Origin of the sequence: Lacinutrix himadriensis, from assembly GCF_001418105.1 — a bacterium.
GTDB lineage: Bacteria > Bacteroidota > Bacteroidia > Flavobacteriales > Flavobacteriaceae > Oceanihabitans > Oceanihabitans himadriense.
The window spans coordinates 41,553-61,303 of sequence record NZ_LIQI01000028.1 but is presented as its reverse complement, the minus strand read 5'-3'; the positions used below and the strand labels follow the sequence as shown (position 1 = coordinate 61,303).

Below are 19,751 nucleotides of genomic sequence, written 5' to 3'. Positions count from 1 at the left end.
TTATTCTCTTTAAACGGATTTTTTATTTTAGTAATTACCTTGATTTGCGTTAAGGATGGAACGGTTTGTTTGAGCTCCTCGCAGAGAGCGAGTAGTGACAGCCTGACCCTACGAAACTTTTGTGAAGTAGGGTAACGCCAAAATAATTTTATAATGTATTTACATTATTTAAATCTTCAAACGCTTTTTTAAGACGTTCTACAAATGTGATCTCTCCTTTACGTAACCAAACGCGTGGATCGTAATATTTTTTGTTTGGAGATTCTGGCCCGTCTGGGCTACCAATTTGCGATTGTAAGTAGTCTGTTTTTTCGGCCATATAATCTCTAACACCAGACATAAACGCGTATTGCATGTCGGTATCGATATTCATTTTTATAACTCCGTAACCTATAGCTTCTCTAATTTCTTCTAGTGTAGATCCAGATCCACCATGAAAAACAAAGTCAATATGATTATGAGGTAAGTTGTGTTTTTTTGATAAAAATTCTTGAGAGTTTTTAAGAATTTTTGGAGTAAGTTTTACGTTTCCTGGTTTGTAAACACCATGTACATTACCAAACGCTGCTGCAATGGTAAATTGGTCACTTACCTTGCTTAATTCTTCGTACGCATAAGCTACTTCTTCTGGTTGTGTGTATAATTTAGACTCGTCTACATCGCTATTGTCTACGCCATCTTCTTCTCCTCCTGTAATCCCTAATTCTATTTCTAGGGTCATTCCCATTTTGCTCATTCTAGCAAGATATTCTTTACATATTGCTATGTTTTCTTCAAGAGGCTCTTCACTTAAATCTATCATGTGTGAGCTGTATAAAGGTTTTCCTGTTTCTTTATAATGTTGCTCACTAGCATCTAATAAACCATCAATCCATGGTAATAGTTTTTTGGCACAATGGTCTGTATGTAAAATTACTGGAACACCATAAGCTTCTGCCATTAAGTGTATGTGTTTTGCTCCTGCGATGCTTCCTGCAATTGCTGCTTTTTGGTTTTCGTTACTTAATCCTTTTCCGGCATTAAATACTCCTCCGCCATTAGAAAATTGTATGATTACTGGAGCATTTAAAGACGCTGCTGTTTCTAAAACACCATTAATACTATTAGAGCCAATTACATTTACTGCTGGTAATGCAAAGCCTTTTTCTTTCGCTAGTTTGAAGATTTCTTGTACTTCACGACCTGTTGCAACTCCTGGTTTTATATTATGTGCCATTTTATTATTTGGTTTGGATGAATGTTTGTTTATTCAAAAGTACGTAATTTTTAAATAAATTATAGTTGTTTGAATAGATTCTTAAAGGAATAAACACGATAACGTTTTCGTTGTGAATGGTTTAAAACGGATAGTTAATACCAATATTATAGACTGCTTTACCAAAGTTGTAGTTAGAAAACCAACGGTTGGTTTCTAGTGCAGGATTGTAGGTTTTAAAGCCTAAGTCTAATCTTGCTACTGCGAAACCAAAATCATATCTAATACCAAAACCAGATCCTATTGCGATGTCTTTTAAAGAGGATAAACTGGTGAAGGTGGATTTGTCATCTTCTACGTCGTCGAGTACATTCCAGATATTACCAACATCTATAAATAGTGCAGCGTTTACATCTCCAAATACATTAAACCTGTTTTCAAAACTAAAAGCTAGTTTTAGGTTTGCTTCATTAAATTCGTTGTTTGATCCTGAACTTCCTGGTCCAAGGCTATATGCGGTCCATGCGCGATTATCATTAGTTCCTCCAGCGAAGAAACTTTTAGAAAACGGTATGTTGGTAGAATTGCCATACGGAATAGCAATACCAATAAAACCTCTTGCGGCAAGTACATTTTTTTTACCTAAATCCCAATGACGAATATAATCGAACTCAGTTTTTATATATTGCGAGAATGCGACATTGAAAAACTCATATTGGTCATTATCGTTTTTTTGTAAGCCCAAAGCACTCGATGCCGCAGAAAAAATATTTCCTGCTAATTCTAATTTAAATCGGAAAATAGAAAAGGTTTCATCAAATAAATTTTCACGTCTATCTTGTGTATAGTAGTAATTAGAAGAGAAAATAAGATTGTTTTCTGTTAATCTGTCTTTACGCTCGCTAATAGCAGATATGGTTTGATAATCATCACTTGTGGATGCTAACGAAGTGTTTCCGCTTAATACATCATTGATAAAAAGATTTGTTTGATCTGGTATACTTAAATCTGTATTGTCTGTATTGTAATTTAGATCTTGTGCAATAGAATTTAAATTATCATAAGAGGTTTCATATACATTAAAGTAATTCCCTGTATTTAAATTTCTTACATACTGTGCATTAAAAACATCTAATCTGTTGGTTACTGTTTTATTAGGAACCCATTTGTAATTAAAAGCTCCCGTAACGGTTTGTTTATCTAAACCAATATTTGTCTGACTAGACATTGCCAACGATATTATGGTGCTAGGAAACATGTGTTTAGGTATTATTTTTTCAGTATTAAAAGGGAAAAATAATCTTGGTATAGTTAATCTAAGGTTTGCACCTATTTCATTAATATCAAAAAATGGATCGCCATCATTGGATGCGTCTTTGGAAGCACCAATAGCTCCAATTGCGGAGAGTTCCAAGGTTTCGGCACCTCGAAATACATTTCGCATTAAAATACTTGGGTTTAATGCAAAGCCTACAGTTTGTATATCGCTTTGAGAAACTTCAGCACTAAAACCAAATTTAAATTTCTTTAAAGGGGATAAGTATATGTTTGCAGTAAGTGTGGTGTCTGGGTTTTCTATATACTCAATGTCTGGATATTTAAACGTTTTCAGGTTGCTTAAATGTCGGTAAGAACGCGTTTTGCTTATGTCTTTAAAAATGCTGTTTGGGGTAATAAAAATAGCGTCGGTTAATGCTTTAGGCTTAAAGCGCATTTTACCAACACTAAATAAATTGTATCCATTGTAGGATACCGTATCAGTAATGGTTTTGTTTCTGTTTTCGTAAGAGCTATTCGTGAAAATATTTACATCTTTTACGTTATAGATCTTAAAAGGAACTCTATATGCAGAGTCTTGTTTTCTTACTTGGCGGTTTTTTATTTGTAAATCGACCTTTACTTTTTGACTGTTGTCAATAGAGTCCATTTCAAAATAGATATATTCTTGACTAAAATGATATACCCCTGAATTTTTAAAATGTTCGGTAATACGCTCCAATTCATTATCAAAAGTAACCGTTTTGTACTGTTTTTTCTTAAGTAGTGATTTATGAGCTTGTGTTTGGTATAAGGAATCTAAAATGGGAGAGTCAATAGATGTGGTTAATGAATCTACAAAATATGCTTTACCAGTAGTTACTGTATAATCTACGGATGCTTTTTTATTGCTTAGGGTGTCTGTTTTTGCAGAGGCTTTCACATTAAACCAACCATTGTTAAAATAATACGCCTCTAACTGTTTTAATGATTTTTTGGTTCTTACCTCATTAACAATTACCGGTGCTTCCCCTGTTTTTTTAAGCCAAGAATTAAAATTTATTTTTGCCTGTAAATAATTTTCTAATTGTTTTTTAGATAGAAATTTTTCTAGTCTTTTTTTTCGTTTAGGATTTCTGTTTATTTTTTCGGTTACAATAGAGTCAATGTTTGGTCTTGCCGTATTGTAAATATGAAGACGTAAAGGAATGCCTAAAAGTTTTCTGTTAGGCGCTTGGTATAAGAGATTGTTTATTCTTTCGGTATTTACTTTTTTGTTATTGACTATTATGGTATTGTTAACTAGTAAGTGCTCTTTTTCGCCAACTCTTTTAACGGCATCACAAGAAGTGAAAAACACTGCAAGGAATACAAGTAATACTATTTTAAAGGGCTGTACTTTCAAGAATATTATGTGATAAATTAATACTAATTTTGTTTTAATGAATTTAAGGTTTCATCTTTAGCCAGTAAAAACCTTTTTATAGTTTCAAAAATACATTATTTACATGTTAACCAAAAGCCAAATAAAATTAATAACTAGTTTAAAGCAAAAAAAGTATAGACAGCAAGAAGGCTTGTTTGTAGCTGAAGGTTTAAAAACGATAAAAGAGCTATTGCATTCTTCTTTAAAACTGCATCATATTTTTACTACAACCTCTTTTAATATGGAGGTTAAGGAAGAAACTATTATTTCAGAAAAAGAATTAAAAAAAATCAGCTTTTTAACTACACCTAATAAAGCTTTGGCTGTTTTTAAAATTCCAGAAACAACTCAAGTGAATAGCAATACGCTTATTGTAGCTCTCGATGATGTTAGAGATCCTGGAAATTTAGGAACTATTATTAGACTTTGTGATTGGTTTGGAATTGCAGATTTGGTTTGTAGTACTGCTACTGTAGATTGTTATAATCCGAAAGTAATTCAAGCGACAATGGGATCTATAACTAGAGTTAATGTGAGTTATGTAAATCTAGAAAACTTTTTAAAGGAAAGTAAAACTGAAGTTTTTGGTGCTTTTATGGATGGCGAAAATGTGTATAAAAGCGAATTGCCAACTCAAGGTGTTTTGGTTTTAGGAAACGAAGCGAATGGTATTTCTTCTGCTATGGAAGCCTTAGTAACCAAACGAATTAGTATTCCAAGGTTTGGACAACTTCAAGCAACCGAAAGTTTAAACGTAGCTACAGCAACTGCTATTTTGTTGAGCGAATTTAAGAGGGGTTAAAAGTATTCAGTCGCAGTCTCAGTATTCAGTTCTCAGTATTCAGTGGTAGTCTCAGTTTTTAGTGGCAGTCGCAGTTTATTGAAAAGTCAAGTTGATAAACAAGCCTCTAGTTTGCATGCTTGAAATATTTCCTGTCCACGGACTATTAGGATCAACATCTGGAACAATTTCATCATTAAACGCAAAGATTCCACGTACAGAAGGAGTAAACTTGAAAAAGAACATGTAGAAATCAATTCCAAAACCAATTTCGTAAAACAGATTGTTTTTTTTCATTCTAAATTCACCAGCTGAATTATCATCCGGATTGTCTTGATTACTAGAAAGGTTTAAAGCAGTAGAGATTCCACCAACAATAAAAGGTTTAAAGTTGTTAAGTCGTTTTGTAGAAAGTTTAATTAATAAAGGAATATGAATGTAAGTAGATTTAACTTCTCTTATTAAATCGGCATCTGTAAATTCGGTACCATCAAAATAGGTTTCATCATAAATTAGATTTCTAGAAGTTATCGATAAGCCTGGTTCTAATCGTATATCTACATAGTCGTTAATTCTTAAATTCCCAATTAGTCCTACATTAAAACCGGTACTTGTTTCTACTTGAATATCTTTTTTGTCTTGGTAGTAGTCAAAGTTGAAATCATAACTATTAAATCCAAGGTAATATCCATAGCTTAAGCGTGCTTTATCTACATTTTCATTGTTTTTTATTTTCTCTTTACTAAATAGTTGTGCAGAAGAAGATTGAAAAACAAAAAGAGTGATTATTAAGACAAGTATATTTTTCATATATTATTTTGACGATTTATAGATGGTTGCCACACCAAATGTTTGTGGGAAATCTGTAACATTAATAAACCCCGTTTCTCTTAAAATATTGTTTAAAGCTTCACCAAAAGGAAAAACAGAAGCAGATTCACATAAATATTTATAGGCACTTCTATCTTTAGAAAACATTTTTCCAATTAAAGGAAGAATGTTTTTTGTATAAAAATTATAACCTTGTTTATAAGGTGTTTTTGTTGGCATAGAAGTTTCTAATATAACAAAAGTCCCTTGAGGTTTTAATACGCGGTGTATTTCTTTTAGGCCTTTTTCTAGAGTTTCAAAATTTCGAACTCCAAAAGCGACCGTTATCGCATCAAAAGAATTGTCTTCAAAAGGCATGTTTTCACTGTCTCCTAAAACCATTTCAATAGTATTTTCTAGTCCGCGTTTTTTAATTTTGGTTTTACCAATATTAAGCATACCGCTACTTATGTCTAGACCTACAATTTTTTCGGCATTGGTTTGTGCTAGATTAATAGCAAGATCTCCTGTTCCTGTAGCTATATCTAATATGGTTTTTGGCTGCGATTCTTTAACCATTGCAACCACTTTTTTACGCCATGAAACATCAATTCCAAAGGAAATAACTCTATTTAAGCCATCATAATCTTTAGAAATTGTATCAAACATTTTGGTAACTTGTTCTTTTTTACCTAAATCGCTATCCTTGTATGGTTTTATTTTCGACAAATCTATTTTTTTGGCAAAACTACATATTTTTTTTGTTTAAATACTTATAGAGTAATCAAATCAAATACAGGTATCTTATTTGTATCTTAATAATTTGCAGTATATTTGCTTACTTTTTTATTAAAACTATAAATGAAAATAATTATTGCTGGAGCTGGTGAAGTAGGATTTCATTTAGCAAAATTATTGTCTTACGAATCGCAAGAAATAACCTTAATAGATACTAATAAAGATAGTCTGTCTTATGCAGATAATCATTTAGATATTAAGGTGATTAAAGGGGATGCTACGTCAATATCTATCTTAAAAGAAGCAAATGTTAACAATATTGATTTACTAATTGCGGTAACAGCTTCTGAAACTACAAATATTACAGTTTGCGTTTTAGCAAAACAGCTTGGTGCGAAACGTACCATAGCTAGAATCTCGAATACAGAGTTTATCAACCATAAAGAAGAAGTTGGTTTTACCGAATTAGGTATTGATGAATTAATTTCTCCTGAAGCTTTAGCGGCTTCAGAGATTAGTCTGTTATTAAATCAATCTGCATTTAATGATAGCTATGAGTTTGAACAAGGAGCGCTAACCATGGTTGGTTTAAATTTAGCTAGAACCGCGTCTTTTGTTGGTAAAACAGTAAAAGAAGCCGCTCAATTATTTCATGAAATTCACTTTGTGCCAATAGCAATTCAACGTTTTGGTACGCAATATACAATCATTCCAAGAGGAGATACACAGTTTAAAGAAGGCGATAATGTGGTCTTTATTACAAGTGAAGGAGGAGGAGATGAGTTGTGTAAAATGACAGGAAAAAGTAATGTAGAGATTAAAAATGTCATGATTCTTGGAGGTAGTAAAATTGGTTACAAAACATCCAGAGATTTATGTGCCAACAATTTTAATGTAAAGCTTATTGAAAAAGATAAGGAACATGCTTTTGAGTTGGCAGACGAGCTAGAAAAAGTGCTAGTAATAAATGGAGATGGAAGAAATGTAGATTTGCTAGACGAAGAAAACATTGGGGATATGGATGCTTTTATTTCTGTTACAGGAAATTCAGAAACCAATATCATGTCTTGCTTAGTAGCAAAATCTAAAGGGGTTAAGAAAACCATTGCCCTTGTAGAAAATATGGATTATTTTGAGTTGTCACAATCTATAGGGATTGATACGCTTATTAATAAAAAACTACTTGCGGCAAATAATATTTTTAGATATATACGTAAAGGAGAGGTTGTGGCAATGACCAAACTGAATAACATGAATGCAGAGTTGTTAGAGTTTAAGGTAAAAGCAAAATCTAAAATTAATAATAAACTTATTAAAGATGTAGACTTCCCAAGATCTGCAATTATTGGAGGTGTTATTAGAGACGGAAAAGGGCATATTGCACTGGGAAGCTTTAGAATACAAGAAAATGATAATGTGGTAGTGTGTTGCTTGCCAAGATCTATTAAACGTTTGAAAAAATATTCTTGTAAATGAGAGCCATTAAGCTTAATCACAAAATTATTTTCCATTTTTTCGGATTGCTACTCTTGTTTAATGGTGGTTTTATGCTGCTGTCTGCACTAATCAGTTTGATTTATAAAGATGGTGTTACTTTAGAGTTGTTTCTTTCCGGAATTGTAACGCTTTTAGTTGGTGTTTTTGGAATGGTTTCTACTAGAAATCATAGCAAAGAAATGAACAAACGCGAAGGTTATATTGTAGTAACGTTTGGTTGGATTGTTATGTCGCTATCTGGAACGCTACCTTATATTTTTACTGAAAGTATCCCCCAATTTACGGATGCATTTTTTGAAACAATGTCAGGTTTTACAACAACAGGAGCATCTATTTTAAATGATATTGAAGCAGTACCCGAAGGAGTTTTGTTTTGGCGAAGCTTAACACATTGGATTGGTGGAATGGGGATTATCGTTTTAGCGATAGCTATTTTGCCATTATTAGGAATTGGAGGTATGCAGCTATTTGCAGCCGAAGCTCCAGGACCAAGTACAGATAAATTACACCCAAGAATTACAGATACAGCAAAACGTTTGTGGCTAATTTATTTTGGGTACACGGTTGCGGAAACTATTTTGTTACAAGTAGCAGGAATGTCCTTTTTCGACGCTATAAATCATTCCTTATGTACCTTGTCTACAGGAGGTTTTTCTACTAAGAATGCCAGTGTTGCCTATTGGAATAATGAACCCGTAATACAATACATTATTATCGTGTTTATGTTTCTAGCAGGAACTAACTTTGTTTTAAGTTATTTTGCTTTTAAAGGTAAAGTGCAAAAAATTATTCACGATGAAGAGTTTAAGCTATACTTTAAGTTTGTAGCTATTTTTACTGCTATTGTTGCCTTCATTATTTATTTTAAATCGGATCTTACAGCTTCTACAATTGATCATCCAATGGTTTGGGGAGAAGCAGAAAGTGCTTTTCGTCATGCTTTATTTCAGGTGTTATCTGTTATCACTACAACTGGTTTTGTAACAGCAGATTATACATTATGGACACCCTTTTTAGTGGTGTTCTTTTTCGGAATCATGTTTCTAGGTGGATCTGCAGGTAGTACTTCTGGAGGTGTGAAAGTAGTACGCCATTTAGTGCTAATAAAAAATGGGTTTTTAGAGTTTAAACGTACTTTGCATCCCAATGCTATTGTGCCTGTACGTTATAATAAAAAAGCCATTTCAAAAGAAATTGTATTTAATATACTTGCCTTTTTTATCCTATATATGTTATCCTTTATTGTTGGAGCTTTAGTGTTTTCTATGATGGGAATAAATTTTGAATCTTCCGTAGGTTTGGCAGCTTCCAGTTTAGGAAATGTTGGTCCGGCACTTGGTGATTTTGGTCCTGTAAATAACTATGCAGCATTGCCTGATTTAGGAAAATGGTGGTGTAGTTTCTTAATGCTAATTGGAAGATTAGAATTGTTTACTGTACTTATATTATTTACCCCATTTTTCTGGCGAAATAGATAAATTCGTAAAAATATTTTTTCTTTAAATCCTGTAATCAGAATAGGTGTTTCCACGTTATTGTATCGTTTCAAGACTATTAGGAATGTAACAATTTACTAATTGGTTCGTCTTTATTATACAAACCAATTAAAACCAATCATCATGGAATTAGTAATTACATCACAAGATTTAGAACCACTTCCCACACAAGAAAAGGACACCGTAAATAAACCTTTAGGGTTTTTAAACTCCAACTACCAACAGATCGTTAATAGCAACTTTAGTAAAGTTTCTTCCAATTCTATTTTCGGAATTAGACAACAATTAAAGAGTAGACAATTTAATACCTACTGCTCTATAGAGACCGTCTTAAAAGTGTCTTTGTTTTTTGTAGCATTTCTTATTGCTACTTTGTAAATGTATTTCTGAAGAATATCTATTTCCTTTTAAAAGTGTAACATTTATATAAAAAGTACTACATATATATAAAGCAGCTTTTATTACAGATTTTCAACTGATGATCTTTTGAGCTATCCTCAAAATAATCTTTTATAATATTCTATATAGAAAGCAAGAATGAAAATTCTTGTAACACACTTCTATTATCTAAAATTTAATGTTTCACTTTTAAAACCTAGAAATTATGGGATTTGGTGGTTCTGTACAAGCAATGATTACCGTTATTAAGAATAATGAGAAAATGCGTTCCAATAGAAGCAAAAGAAAATCTTTTGAAGGAGGCTATTCTAGTACAAAACTAGAGTTTCATAATACCGCAACTAAAGAAGAGTTGAAAAGCATTGAGGAAAAGATACAACGCGAACAAAAACAAGTAAGACTAAAGCAGATTCTTGTTTTAGGTGTTGCTTTAAGTATTCTAATGACACTAATAATTATTTATATATAAGCTTATGCCTTTAGGAGAATCCATGCTGTTAACGTTAAAGAATAATGAAAATCTGAAACGTCTAAGAAGGAAATTTACAAGACCATTTTTTGGTGAAATTATCAAAGCAGAATCCTTGTATACTTTTCCAGAAGCAACGCCAGAAATTTTAGAGCGAATACGTTTACAAATGGCTATTCAGAATAAGGAAGAAATCATTTATTATCTAATAAGCCTAGTGATTATTTTGCTTTTGTTGTTGCTAGTAATGGTATAAAAAAAAAGCCATGAATACAGTGTATTCATGGCTTTAAAATATATTTAAAATAAAGTTTAGCTAAGCGCTTCTTTAATTCTTTTAATTGCTTCTTTTATTTGTTCTTGACTTGCAGCATAAGAGATTCGAATGCAATTAGGATTTCCAAATGCATCTCCTGTTACCGTAGCAACCAATGCTTCTTCTAAAAGATATAGAGAGAAATCTGTAGCGTTGTTTATTGTTTTTCCACGTAAGGTCTTTCCGAAGAAAAAAGAAACATCTGGAAATACATAAAAGGCACCTTCTGGTGTATTGGTTTTAAAACCTTCTATACCATCCAATAAATCTAAAACCATATCACGACGTACTTTAAACTCGTCAATCATATAGTTAACAACACTTGGGTCTGCATTTAAAGCAGTTATAACAGCACGTTGTGCTATACAGTTTGTTCCGCTAGTTACTTGTCCTTGCATTTTGTTACAAGCACGAGCAATCCAATCTGGAGCACCAATAAAACCAACTCTCCAGCCAGTCATAGCGAAAGCCTTAGAAACACCATTAACGGTAATCGTATTATTAAACATACCATCAATTCCAGCCATACTTGCGTGTGGTTTTCCAGTGTAGTTTATGTGTTCGTATATTTCATCAGAAACCACATAAATATTTGGATGCTTTACTAAAACAGAAGCTAAAGCTTCTAGTTCTTCCTTACTGTATAAAGAACCACTTGGGTTACAAGGAGAACTAAACCAAAGCATTTTTGTTTTTGGTGTAATAGCTGCTTCTAACTGTGCGGCAGTCATTTTGAAATCGGTATCTATAGATGTTTTTACTTCTACAGGTACACCTTCTGCAACCTTAACTATATCACTATAGCTAACCCAATACGGACAAGGTAAAATAACCTCGTCTCCTTTGTTTAACATTACTTGCGCTATGTTGTATAAAGATTGTTTTGCGCCTGTAGAAACAACAACTTGAGGTAATGTGTATGTTAAGTTATTGTCGCGTTTAAACTTTGTAATTACAGCTTCTTTTAAATCCACATAACCATCTACTGGTGAGTACGAATTGTAATTATCGTTTACCGCTTGTATTGCAGCATCTTTAATAAAATCTGGAGTATTAAAATCTGGTTCCCCCAAACTTAATCCTATAATATCTTTGCCTTCGGCTCTAAGTTCTCTTGCTTTTGCTGCCATTGCTAATGTGGCAGAAGTAGACATATTTGTAATTCTTTCTGAAAGTGGATTCATTTATGAAGTGTTGTTTTGAAGTGCAAAAAAATGGGTTAAGCCATGCTAGGTTTTTGACCTAACACTTTTAATTGTTGATAATGTTCTCCTATTGCTTTCCACATTGTGTTGTATTCATTGTATGGTAAGCTAAATTCATGCGCAGTATCTTTAACGATTTTCGCTATGTTTTTATAATGAACATGACTAATATGAGCAAATAAGTGGTGTTCTACTTGTCTGTTTAAACCTCCTGTGTAAAATTCTACTAACCAGTTTTTTGGTGAAAAATTAGAAGTAGTAAACAGTTGATGAATTGCCCAAGTGTTTTTCATGTTTCCAGCTTCATCAGGAATAGGCATGTCTGTATTAGGCATTACGTGTGCTAATTGAAAAACAACGCTTAAGATAATTCCAGCAGTATAATGCATGATTAAAAAGCCTATTAAAACTTGCCACCAAGCATAACCCATAGCTATAGGTAATACAACCCAAATAGAGTAATATAATATTTTACCAATAATTAACTTGGTCCATTGTGTAGCTGGTTTTGGGAATTCACCATAAGACAATTTTCTTTTTAAATAAATGTACGTTTGCTTGAAATCTGTAGTAATAGCCCAGTTTACAGTTAGTAAACCATATAATAAAAAGGCATAATATTTTTGATATTGATGAATTTTCAACCATTTCGAATGTTTTGAAAAACGAATAATTCTTCCTGCATCAATATCTTCATCGTGTCCTTGAATATTGGTATAGGTATGGTGTAATACATTATGTTGTACTTTCCAATTGTAATCGTTACCAGCTAAAATATGTATGCTGCTTCCCATTAATCTATTTACCCATTTTTTACTAGAAAAAGAACCATGGTTTGCATCGTGCATTACATTCATTCCTACTCCAGCCATTCCAATACCTATAACCATCATAGATATAATTTGAAGCCAAGTTGGTAAATCAACGGTTAATAATAGTACTAAAGGACCAAGAAGTAAAGTAAACATTACTATGGCTTTAATATATAACTTCCAATTACCGGTCTTTTTAATCTGATTCTCTTTAAAGTAGTTGTTAACACGTTTATTTAGTGTTTTAAAAAACTTTGCCGAGTCTGTTCTTGAAAAAGTTATTGTTTGTTTTGTCATGCTATTGTTTTTTACTGTATTAAAACTAATAAATACAAGTATCTATTAGGATAACAAAGATAAATAATATTGACGTGCATCTTAATAAAATTTTCATAAAAATGCACAATAATTTATCTACTTTTGTGTAAAATTAAAAACCATGCAATTAATTCTTAAGTATTTTCCAGATCTAACAGAAGATCAAATTGATAAATTTACCAAGTTAGAAGCCTTGTACCAAGACTGGAATTTAAAGATTAATGTAGTATCTAGAAAAGATATTGACGAATTATATTTACGTCATGTGCTGCATTCTTTGGCTATTGCAAAAGTGGTAGATTTTAAACCGAAAACTAAAATTATGGATGTTGGTACTGGTGGAGGATTTCCAGGAATACCTTTAGCAATATTGTATCCGGAATGTTCTTTTCATTTAGTAGATAGTATTAATAAAAAGCTGAATGTGGTTAGAGAAGTAGCAGAAGGTTTAGGTTTAGAAAATGTAAAAACTACCCATTGTAGAGTGGAAGAAATTAAAGATACTTACGATTTTATTGTGAGTAGAGCAGTAGCGGCAATGCCAACGTTTGTACATTGGGTGAAAGGTCGCGTTGCTAAAAAACAAAACCACGAACTTAAAAATGGTATTATATATTTAAAAGGTGGTGATTTAGCTGAAGAGTTACAAGATTATCCAAAAGCAACGATTTTTAATATTCCAGATTATTATACTGAAGACTTTTTTGAAACAAAAAAAATAGTACATCTCCCTTTAAAGTATAAAGGTTAAAAAAAAGGCTTCTTTTAAAGAAGCCTTTTTTGTGAAATCTATTTAACCATAAACTTTGTTTTTAGGTTTTGGTTTTCTGAAGTTTTAATATTTAAAATATATAAGCCAGAAGCAATATGTAAAGGAATACTTGTTCTTTCTCTTAAAGTCATATTGCTGTTATGAACTATTTTTCCTGTTACATCTACAATAGTTATTTTGGCATTTTCAAAAGTTTTTGTGCTTAAAATATGTAACGCATTTGAAATGGGGTTTTGTTCTAGTTTAATGCTATTTTCTATATAGGTATCTGTAGATAACGTTTCTTGAAAAATTTCATTTAAAGCAAATGCGACATTACCTTCGGTTAAAGTGACATGCGGTTGGTTTTCTGTTGGCATATACCAAGCATCAAAAGGTGTGATGTTGTTTGTAGTTCTTCCTGTAGCAACTCCAAAAGGTGTGTGGAACCAATTAATTTGGCCATCGTTGGTATACGCCATAGCGCTTACACTTGGTATAAAATTAAAATGATCTATTTTTAAGGAGTTCAAAAAATCTCCAACTAGTCCATCTGCTCCTAAATCTGTTGTTAGTTTTTTAATGTCAAATAAACCTCCAGAGGCAGCGTCAATTCCGTTGGAGTACGAAAAGGCAGTCGAGCTTGCGTTATTTTCTCTGTCGTTTGCTAGAGCGAACCACCAAGGAAAGTCTAAATGTACTTTACTGTTTTCAATTTGCGTTCCAGCATTTGGTGTAAAATAGGTTCTTACTTTTAAGGTTGCAACATCGAAAAGGTCAATGTTTGCATTTACAATTTGGCTTCCAGGTACTAAATCATTTGCTTGAGGTGAATTGTCTTGATAACGATTATTACTACCACTTCCGTTTATTATGGATATGTTACGTGTTTGTTCTGGAAAAATAGAACCGTTTGCAGTATTCATTCTTCCGTCTAAAATACCTTTAAAAGCATGTGCTCTTGGTAAAGATCGAGAACTATTAAAGGTAACACCATCGCTACTTGTAATATGTGGTTCAAATTGATCGGTTAGCATTTGTCTTGCTGCCGAGGAACGTAACATACCATCAATAATAGGTTGTAACTCTTCTACATTTTGGTCTCCTAATACCCAGAAGTCATCTAAACCAAATGCAAGAAAATTGAATTGATGTTGAAAACCAATTGGCACATTTGCACCATGATGCGGTGCATCAAAAGAAATCCATAATCTAGTATCATGATCCATATTTTCCGCTTCCATATAGTTTAATGCATATCTAGAAATTAAACCTCCCATACTCGGACCAATAATCACGTTTTGGGCATTCCCTATTTTTTCTTCAGTATTAATATAATTTATTAATTCTACCAATAACATAGCGTTACGTTCTATAAAATCTACACCGCCATCTACTACTTTTGCATCTGCCGCTCTTGTATAAATAGGAAAATTCAAAATGATAACATCAAATCCTTCGGCTCTTACCAAATCACCAAGATTAGAAGTGTTTCCACCATCATTAAAATTTAGGAGGTCATAAAGTCCGTCTACATAGTTTCCAGATATAATATCGGTATAGCCGTTAATTGGTCTGCCATCACCAGGATCAAATCCATCTACCAGAAAAATTGGTTTGTCTATGATGCCATCGGTACTAGCAAATATTTCATATTCACCGGTTCCAGTATGTGATATAGATTCCCCGTAATCTCCAAGTAAATCGGTTGGAAGACTAGCATTAAATGTGCTTATAACACGATTAAAATTAGTGTATAAATCTGCATTAGAGTATTTGATTTCTATGCTAGCGTTTCTAGTAATAATGTTATTGTTATCTAATGTGATTTCAAAATGTAAGGTCTTTTTTCCAGGGCCAGGATATGCTACAACGATGTTTTGATTGGTGGTAATGTTTCTTTTTCCTAATCCGTCATTAAAATCTATTGCAATATTTTCAATTGTATGGTTTGTAGTGTTAAATATATTGCTAGCATCTAAACGAAAAGTAGTTTGCAAACCTTTTGTTTCTGTACGTAAAGCCGTTGCAAGTGTAATCGTGTTTTTTTCAAAAACGGGAGTTGCTGTGTTGGTTCTTAATAGGTTTCCTTGCGCATCTTTGGTTACTATATTGTTTTGCATGGCAGCATCTGTTATAGATTCAAACTCACTATGCATTATTGCTAACGGAATTATTTTAGTAAAGTAGCTTTGTTTGCTTTGCTCTTTTAAGCTTTGTAAAGGAAGAAGACGTGCTTGTAAATCGCCTTGGGCAATAGTTTTGTATGCTTGGTAAAAGCTTAAATTGTTGATTGTTTTTTGGTTGTAGCTTGTGATGTCTGTTATCACCGATTTTTGTGCTAAAACCGAAGTTTCCATGTCTGAAGTATCAAACTTAAGAAGTGCCTTTTTGTTTTGGGCAAAAGCAGAGAGGGTTACTAGTGAAAATACTAGAATGTAAAAATTTTTCATAAAAGAAGGGATTGATTAATCTCTTTCAATATATGAAGTTCTCGTAATAATTTTTTAATTAGGTGCTGTTTTAAGATAAAAGGTATAAAAAAACCCTTAAAATGATAAAATTTTAAGGGTTTTTACTAAAATACTATAATTTTATTCTCCTAAAAAAGGATATCTGTAATCTGTTGGCGTTACAAATGTTTCTTTAATCATTCTTGGTGAAACCCAACGTTGTAAGTTTAAAATACTTCCAGCTTTATCGTTTGTTCCAGAACCTCTAGCTCCTCCAAAAGGTTGTTGTCCTACAACAGCACCAGTTGGCTTGTCATTAATATAGAAGTTTCCAGCACAGTTTTCTAAAGCTTTTGTTGCTTCAATAACCGCATATCTGTCTGTTGCTAAAATTGCTCCAGTTAAAGCGTAGTCACTAGTTTCGTCAACAAGTTTTAATGTTTCCGAATATTTGTCATCCTCAAAAACATAAATAGTAATAACAGGTCCAAATAATTCATCACACATGGTCGTGTATTTTGGGTCTTCTGCTACAATTACTGTAGGCTCAATAAAGTAACCTTTACTTTTATCGTAACCACCACCAACAATAATGTTAGCATCTTTATCCGCCTTAGCTTGGTCAATATATTTTGCAAGTTTATCGAAAGAACCTTCATGAATAACAGCAGTAATAAAGTTGCTCATATCTTCTGGAGATCCCATTTTAAAAGATTTTACATCTTTAATCACTTGCTCTTTCACTTCGTTCCAAATACTTTTAGAAACATAAGCACGAGAAGCAGCACTACATTTTTGTCCTTGAAACTCAAAAGCACCTCTAACAATAGCAGTTGCTACTTGCTTAGGGTTTGCAGTTTTGTGGGCAACGATAAAATCTTTACCTCCAGTTTCTCCAACAATTTTCGGGTATGTTTTGTAGTTATGGATATTGTTTCCAATTTGTTTCCATAATTCTTTAAATATATAGGTAGAACCAGTAAAGTGTAAACCAGAAAAATCTGGGCTAGATAATACCGTATCTGTAATCATTACAGGATCACCAAATACTACATTAATTACACCAGCAGGTACACCAGCTTCTTCAAATACATCCATGATTACTTTTGCAGAGTATATTTGAGAATCACTAGGTTTCCACACTACCACATTTCCCATCATTGCCATACAAGCAGGTAAGTTACCAGCAATAGCCGTAAAGTTAAATGGCGATACTGCGTAAACAAAACCTTCTAATGGTCTGTATTCAATTTTATTCCAAGCATCACTTGTGCTTTCTGGTTGTTCGTGGTACATATCTGTCATAAACTGTACGTTAAAACGTAAAAAGTCTATCAACTCACAAGAAGCATCAATTTCTGCTTGGTGAATGGTTTTAGATTGTGCCATCATAGTAGCAGCATTTATTTTTGCTCTATATGGACCAGCAATTAATTCGGCAGCTTTTAAAAAGATAGCAGCACGATCTTGCCATGGCGCTTGAGACCAGCTTTTTCTTGCTTCAAGAGCAGTAGAGATAGCTTCGTCTACATGTGATTTTTCAGCTAAATGGTATTGACCAACAATATGTTTATGATCATGAGGAGGAGACATTGTTCTAGTGTTACCTGTAGTAACATCTTTCCCGTTTATGTACATTGGCACGTCTAAATTGCTGTTGTACATTTCTTTATATGTTTTTGAAATAGCTTCACGATATTCGCAACCAGGAGCATACGCTCTTACAGGTTCGTTTATTGCGATTGGAACATTAAAAAATCCTTTTCCCATTTTATTTTGAGTTTTTAGTTGTAAAATTTGAAGTGCAAAGTTACGATATTTTTATAGATTAGTAATTCTTTGAAATATTAAAGGCAAGTTAAATTATAATATTTTTTTTGTAAGTTGCTGTGCCGATTAAAGACTACAACAAACATGTGTACAGTAACTATTTTTATAAAAGGAGATAATGATTTTGTCTTAACGTCTAACAGAGACGAAGCGCCAAATCGTGTTTCTTTACCTCCAAATTTTTACTTGGTAAATAATACAAAAATGTTGTTTCCAAAAGATGAAAAATCAGGTGGAACATGGATTGGTGTTAGTGAAAAAAACAGGTTAATCTGTTTGCTAAATGGCGGTTTTGAATTGCATCAAAGAAAAGAACATTATAGGTTAAGTAGAGGAGTTGTGGTTACCGATTTATTAGCTTCAGAAGAAATTGTTTCTACAATTGAAAATTATAACCTTCAGGATATAGAGCCATTCACTATAGTGATTGCCGATTGGAATACCGATTTGCATTTCTACGAATTGGTTTGGGATGGGAGCCAAAAACACTTCACCAAATTACCAAAAGAAGCTAGAGTTTGGTCTTCTTCTACATTATATACCAAAGCCATGCGCGAAGAACGTAAGCAATGGTTTGAAGATTTTAAATCCAGAAACGAATTGTCTTCCGCGAAAGCGTTACAATTTCATAAAAATACCAATATAGATAATACAGAATATGGTGTTATTATGGATAGAGGATCTGTGAAAACCACAAGCGTTACTCAAGTTGTAAAAAGAAAAGAAGAAATTTTTATGTCTTTTGAAAACCTTCAAAACAATACTGCATTTTCAAAAACCTTTTTATTTTCAGAGACTATTCATGAGTAATACAGGAATTATTTTAACATTGGCATATCCGGAAACTATTGTTATGGTTGCAGATGAATGGTATTCGCCATATTTGCGGTTTTTAGGAGTTGGAAAAAAGGATTATCTACGAGCAGGACATGCGGCTTTGGTTTTAATTGAAAAAGCAACGGGAACTTTAGAGTATCATGATTTTGGAAGATATATTACGCCAGAACCTAACGGAAGAGTTCGAGGAAAAGATACCGATCATGAGTTAGCATTTTCTTTGGTTGCTAAAATTGAAAATAACAAAATAGAGAATCTAAACGAAATTTTAGAGTTTCTAAGTACGCATCCAAAACTAACGCATGGCGATGGGAAATTAATCGCTTCGGTTTGTGATGCCGTAGATTATGATTTAGCGAGACAGCATGTAACAAAAATGCAACAGCGTGATTTTATTCGTTATGCTGCTTTTATTAAAGATGCCTGTAATTGTGCGCGTTTTGTAACCGATGCTTTAATTGCTTCTGTAACCGATTCCGTAATAAATAAGGAACTTCAAAAATCGAAATGGTTTACGCCAAGTACCGTTGGTAATGTGGTAATTGCAGATACGGAAAATAAGGTTTATGAAGTTTCCGAAAAAGGAGAGATTTCGGAATACGCATCTTCTGTAAGTAAAGATAATAGATTGTATTTCTTAGATAAATTAAAAGGGCATACGCCAAATTTTGTGGGTACCTTAAAACCGAAACCGGTTGCCAATTTACACGAAAAAGCACAATGGCTTTCTGGTATTGCAGCTGGTGCTTGGTATGAATTGCATGCTACGGAAAACCATTTAGAGTATTGGTATAAACGTATTTCTCCACATGGAAATATAGATGTACATGCTTTATATGAAGTGAATGAAGAAGGATTTGATTATCACGAATCTTATGATTTTATACATTATTCGAATTGTAAGTTTTTCCATGTAGAACAACACGGAAAGGTGTATAGGTTTGAGATAAAAGAGTAAACAGTATGCAGTGAGTAGTCACCATTAAAATACTTGTTCTTTCCTTTTTGAGTAAAATAAATCGAGAGAATTTGTCTTGACTTAGATTTCTCGACAAGCTCGAAATGACAGTATTAATTTAGAATAAAAAAAGCAAAGCGTTTTTTAAAAAAGCGTGTTTTTTTCGGTTAGCGTAAAATGAATTGGAATGATTTGTCTCTAGT

General features: G+C 32.8%; 17 protein-coding genes. 9 read left to right on the top strand and 8 right to left on the bottom strand.

Going from position 1 to position 19,751, the window contains the following annotated elements:
* Positions 1 to 148 precede the first annotated feature (148 nt).
* Together fbaA and tamL are read right to left on the bottom strand one after the other, a co-directional pair.
* The gene (fbaA, locus tag AMD28_RS15795) at positions 149 to 1,216 is read right to left on the bottom strand and encodes a class II fructose-bisphosphate aldolase (RefSeq protein WP_055445120.1); all 1,068 of its coding nucleotides are present in this window, start codon (positions 1,214 to 1,216) and stop codon (positions 149 to 151) included.
* Positions 1,217 to 1,337: 121 nt separating this feature from the next.
* Positions 1,338 to 3,857: a translocation and assembly module lipoprotein TamL gene (tamL, locus tag AMD28_RS15790; RefSeq protein WP_055445119.1), complete on the bottom strand. Its 2,520-nt coding sequence runs from the start codon at positions 3,855 to 3,857 to the stop codon at positions 1,338 to 1,340.
* A 103-nt stretch (positions 3,858 to 3,960) separates the two neighbouring features.
* Here tamL and AMD28_RS15785 point away from each other — a divergent pair, with 103 nt between their 5' ends.
* Entirely contained in the window at positions 3,961 to 4,680 is a 720-nt protein-coding gene (locus tag AMD28_RS15785; protein WP_055445118.1) for a TrmH family RNA methyltransferase, read from the top strand.
* Positions 4,681 to 4,755: 75 nt separating this feature from the next.
* Here the strand turns inward: AMD28_RS15785 and porT are convergent, their stop codons facing one another.
* Together porT and ubiE are read right to left on the bottom strand one after the other, a co-directional pair.
* Positions 4,756 to 5,469, bottom strand: coding sequence for a type IX secretion/gliding motility protein PorT/SprT (gene porT / locus AMD28_RS15780; protein ID WP_055445117.1), 714 nt, complete (start codon positions 5,467 to 5,469; stop codon positions 4,756 to 4,758).
* Positions 5,470 to 5,472: 3 nt separating this feature from the next.
* Positions 5,473 to 6,198, bottom strand: a complete 726-nt coding sequence (gene ubiE, locus AMD28_RS15775) for a bifunctional demethylmenaquinone methyltransferase/2-methoxy-6-polyprenyl-1,4-benzoquinol methylase UbiE (RefSeq protein ID WP_055445116.1) — start codon at positions 6,196 to 6,198, stop codon at positions 5,473 to 5,475.
* Between the two features lie 132 nt (positions 6,199 to 6,330).
* On the opposite strand from ubiE, the gene trkA reads away from it, so the two are divergent.
* From trkA to AMD28_RS15750, 5 genes are all read left to right on the top strand, one after another.
* Positions 6,331 to 7,683, top strand: coding sequence for a Trk system potassium transporter TrkA (gene trkA / locus AMD28_RS15770; RefSeq protein ID WP_055445115.1), 1,353 nt, complete (start codon positions 6,331 to 6,333; stop codon positions 7,681 to 7,683).
* The gene (locus AMD28_RS15765; protein WP_055445114.1) at positions 7,680 to 9,182 is read left to right on the top strand and encodes a TrkH family potassium uptake protein; all 1,503 of its coding nucleotides are present in this window, start codon (positions 7,680 to 7,682) and stop codon (positions 9,180 to 9,182) included. The genes trkA and AMD28_RS15765 overlap by 4 nt, the downstream gene beginning before the upstream one ends.
* Positions 9,183 to 9,323: 141 nt before the next feature.
* On the top strand, positions 9,324 to 9,578 hold the full coding sequence (locus AMD28_RS15760) for a hypothetical protein (RefSeq protein WP_055445113.1): 255 nt from the start codon (positions 9,324 to 9,326) through the stop codon (positions 9,576 to 9,578).
* A gap of 226 nt (positions 9,579 to 9,804) precedes the next feature.
* Entirely contained in the window at positions 9,805 to 10,068 is a 264-nt protein-coding gene (locus AMD28_RS15755) for a hypothetical protein (protein ID WP_055445112.1), read from the top strand.
* 4 nt (positions 10,069 to 10,072) lie between these two features.
* Entirely contained in the window at positions 10,073 to 10,324 is a 252-nt protein-coding gene (locus tag AMD28_RS15750; RefSeq protein WP_055445111.1) for a hypothetical protein, read from the top strand.
* Positions 10,325 to 10,380: 56 nt separating this feature from the next.
* On the opposite strand, the gene AMD28_RS15745 is transcribed toward AMD28_RS15750, so the two are convergent.
* A complete protein-coding gene (locus AMD28_RS15745; protein WP_055445110.1) occupies positions 10,381 to 11,568 on the bottom strand; it encodes a pyridoxal phosphate-dependent aminotransferase in 1,188 nt (395 codons plus the stop codon).
* Between the two features lie 35 nt (positions 11,569 to 11,603).
* A complete protein-coding gene (locus AMD28_RS15740) occupies positions 11,604 to 12,698 on the bottom strand; it encodes a fatty acid desaturase family protein (RefSeq protein WP_055445109.1) in 1,095 nt (364 codons plus the stop codon).
* Positions 12,699 to 12,840: 142 nt separating this feature from the next.
* On the opposite strand from AMD28_RS15740, the gene rsmG reads away from it, so the two are divergent.
* The gene (gene rsmG / locus AMD28_RS15735) at positions 12,841 to 13,470 is read left to right on the top strand and encodes a 16S rRNA (guanine(527)-N(7))-methyltransferase RsmG (protein ID WP_055445108.1); all 630 of its coding nucleotides are present in this window, start codon (positions 12,841 to 12,843) and stop codon (positions 13,468 to 13,470) included.
* Between the two features lie 38 nt (positions 13,471 to 13,508).
* Here the strand turns inward: rsmG and AMD28_RS15730 are convergent, their stop codons facing one another.
* Together AMD28_RS15730 and pruA are read right to left on the bottom strand one after the other, a co-directional pair.
* Complete coding sequence (locus AMD28_RS15730; protein WP_055445107.1) at positions 13,509 to 15,923, bottom strand: T9SS type A sorting domain-containing protein; 2,415 nt, start codon at positions 15,921 to 15,923, stop codon at positions 13,509 to 13,511.
* A 141-nt stretch (positions 15,924 to 16,064) separates the two neighbouring features.
* The gene (pruA, locus tag AMD28_RS15725; RefSeq protein WP_055445106.1) at positions 16,065 to 17,693 is read right to left on the bottom strand and encodes an L-glutamate gamma-semialdehyde dehydrogenase; all 1,629 of its coding nucleotides are present in this window, start codon (positions 17,691 to 17,693) and stop codon (positions 16,065 to 16,067) included.
* 144 nt (positions 17,694 to 17,837) lie between these two features.
* On the opposite strand from pruA, the gene AMD28_RS15720 reads away from it, so the two are divergent.
* Together AMD28_RS15720 and AMD28_RS15715 are read left to right on the top strand one after the other, a co-directional pair.
* Positions 17,838 to 18,563, top strand: coding sequence for an NRDE family protein (locus tag AMD28_RS15720; RefSeq protein WP_055445105.1), 726 nt, complete (start codon positions 17,838 to 17,840; stop codon positions 18,561 to 18,563).
* On the top strand, positions 18,556 to 19,548 hold the full coding sequence (locus tag AMD28_RS15715; RefSeq protein ID WP_055445104.1) for a DUF6695 family protein: 993 nt from the start codon (positions 18,556 to 18,558) through the stop codon (positions 19,546 to 19,548). Before AMD28_RS15720 ends, AMD28_RS15715 begins: the two co-directional genes overlap by 8 nt.
* Positions 19,549 to 19,751 lie beyond the last annotated feature (203 nt).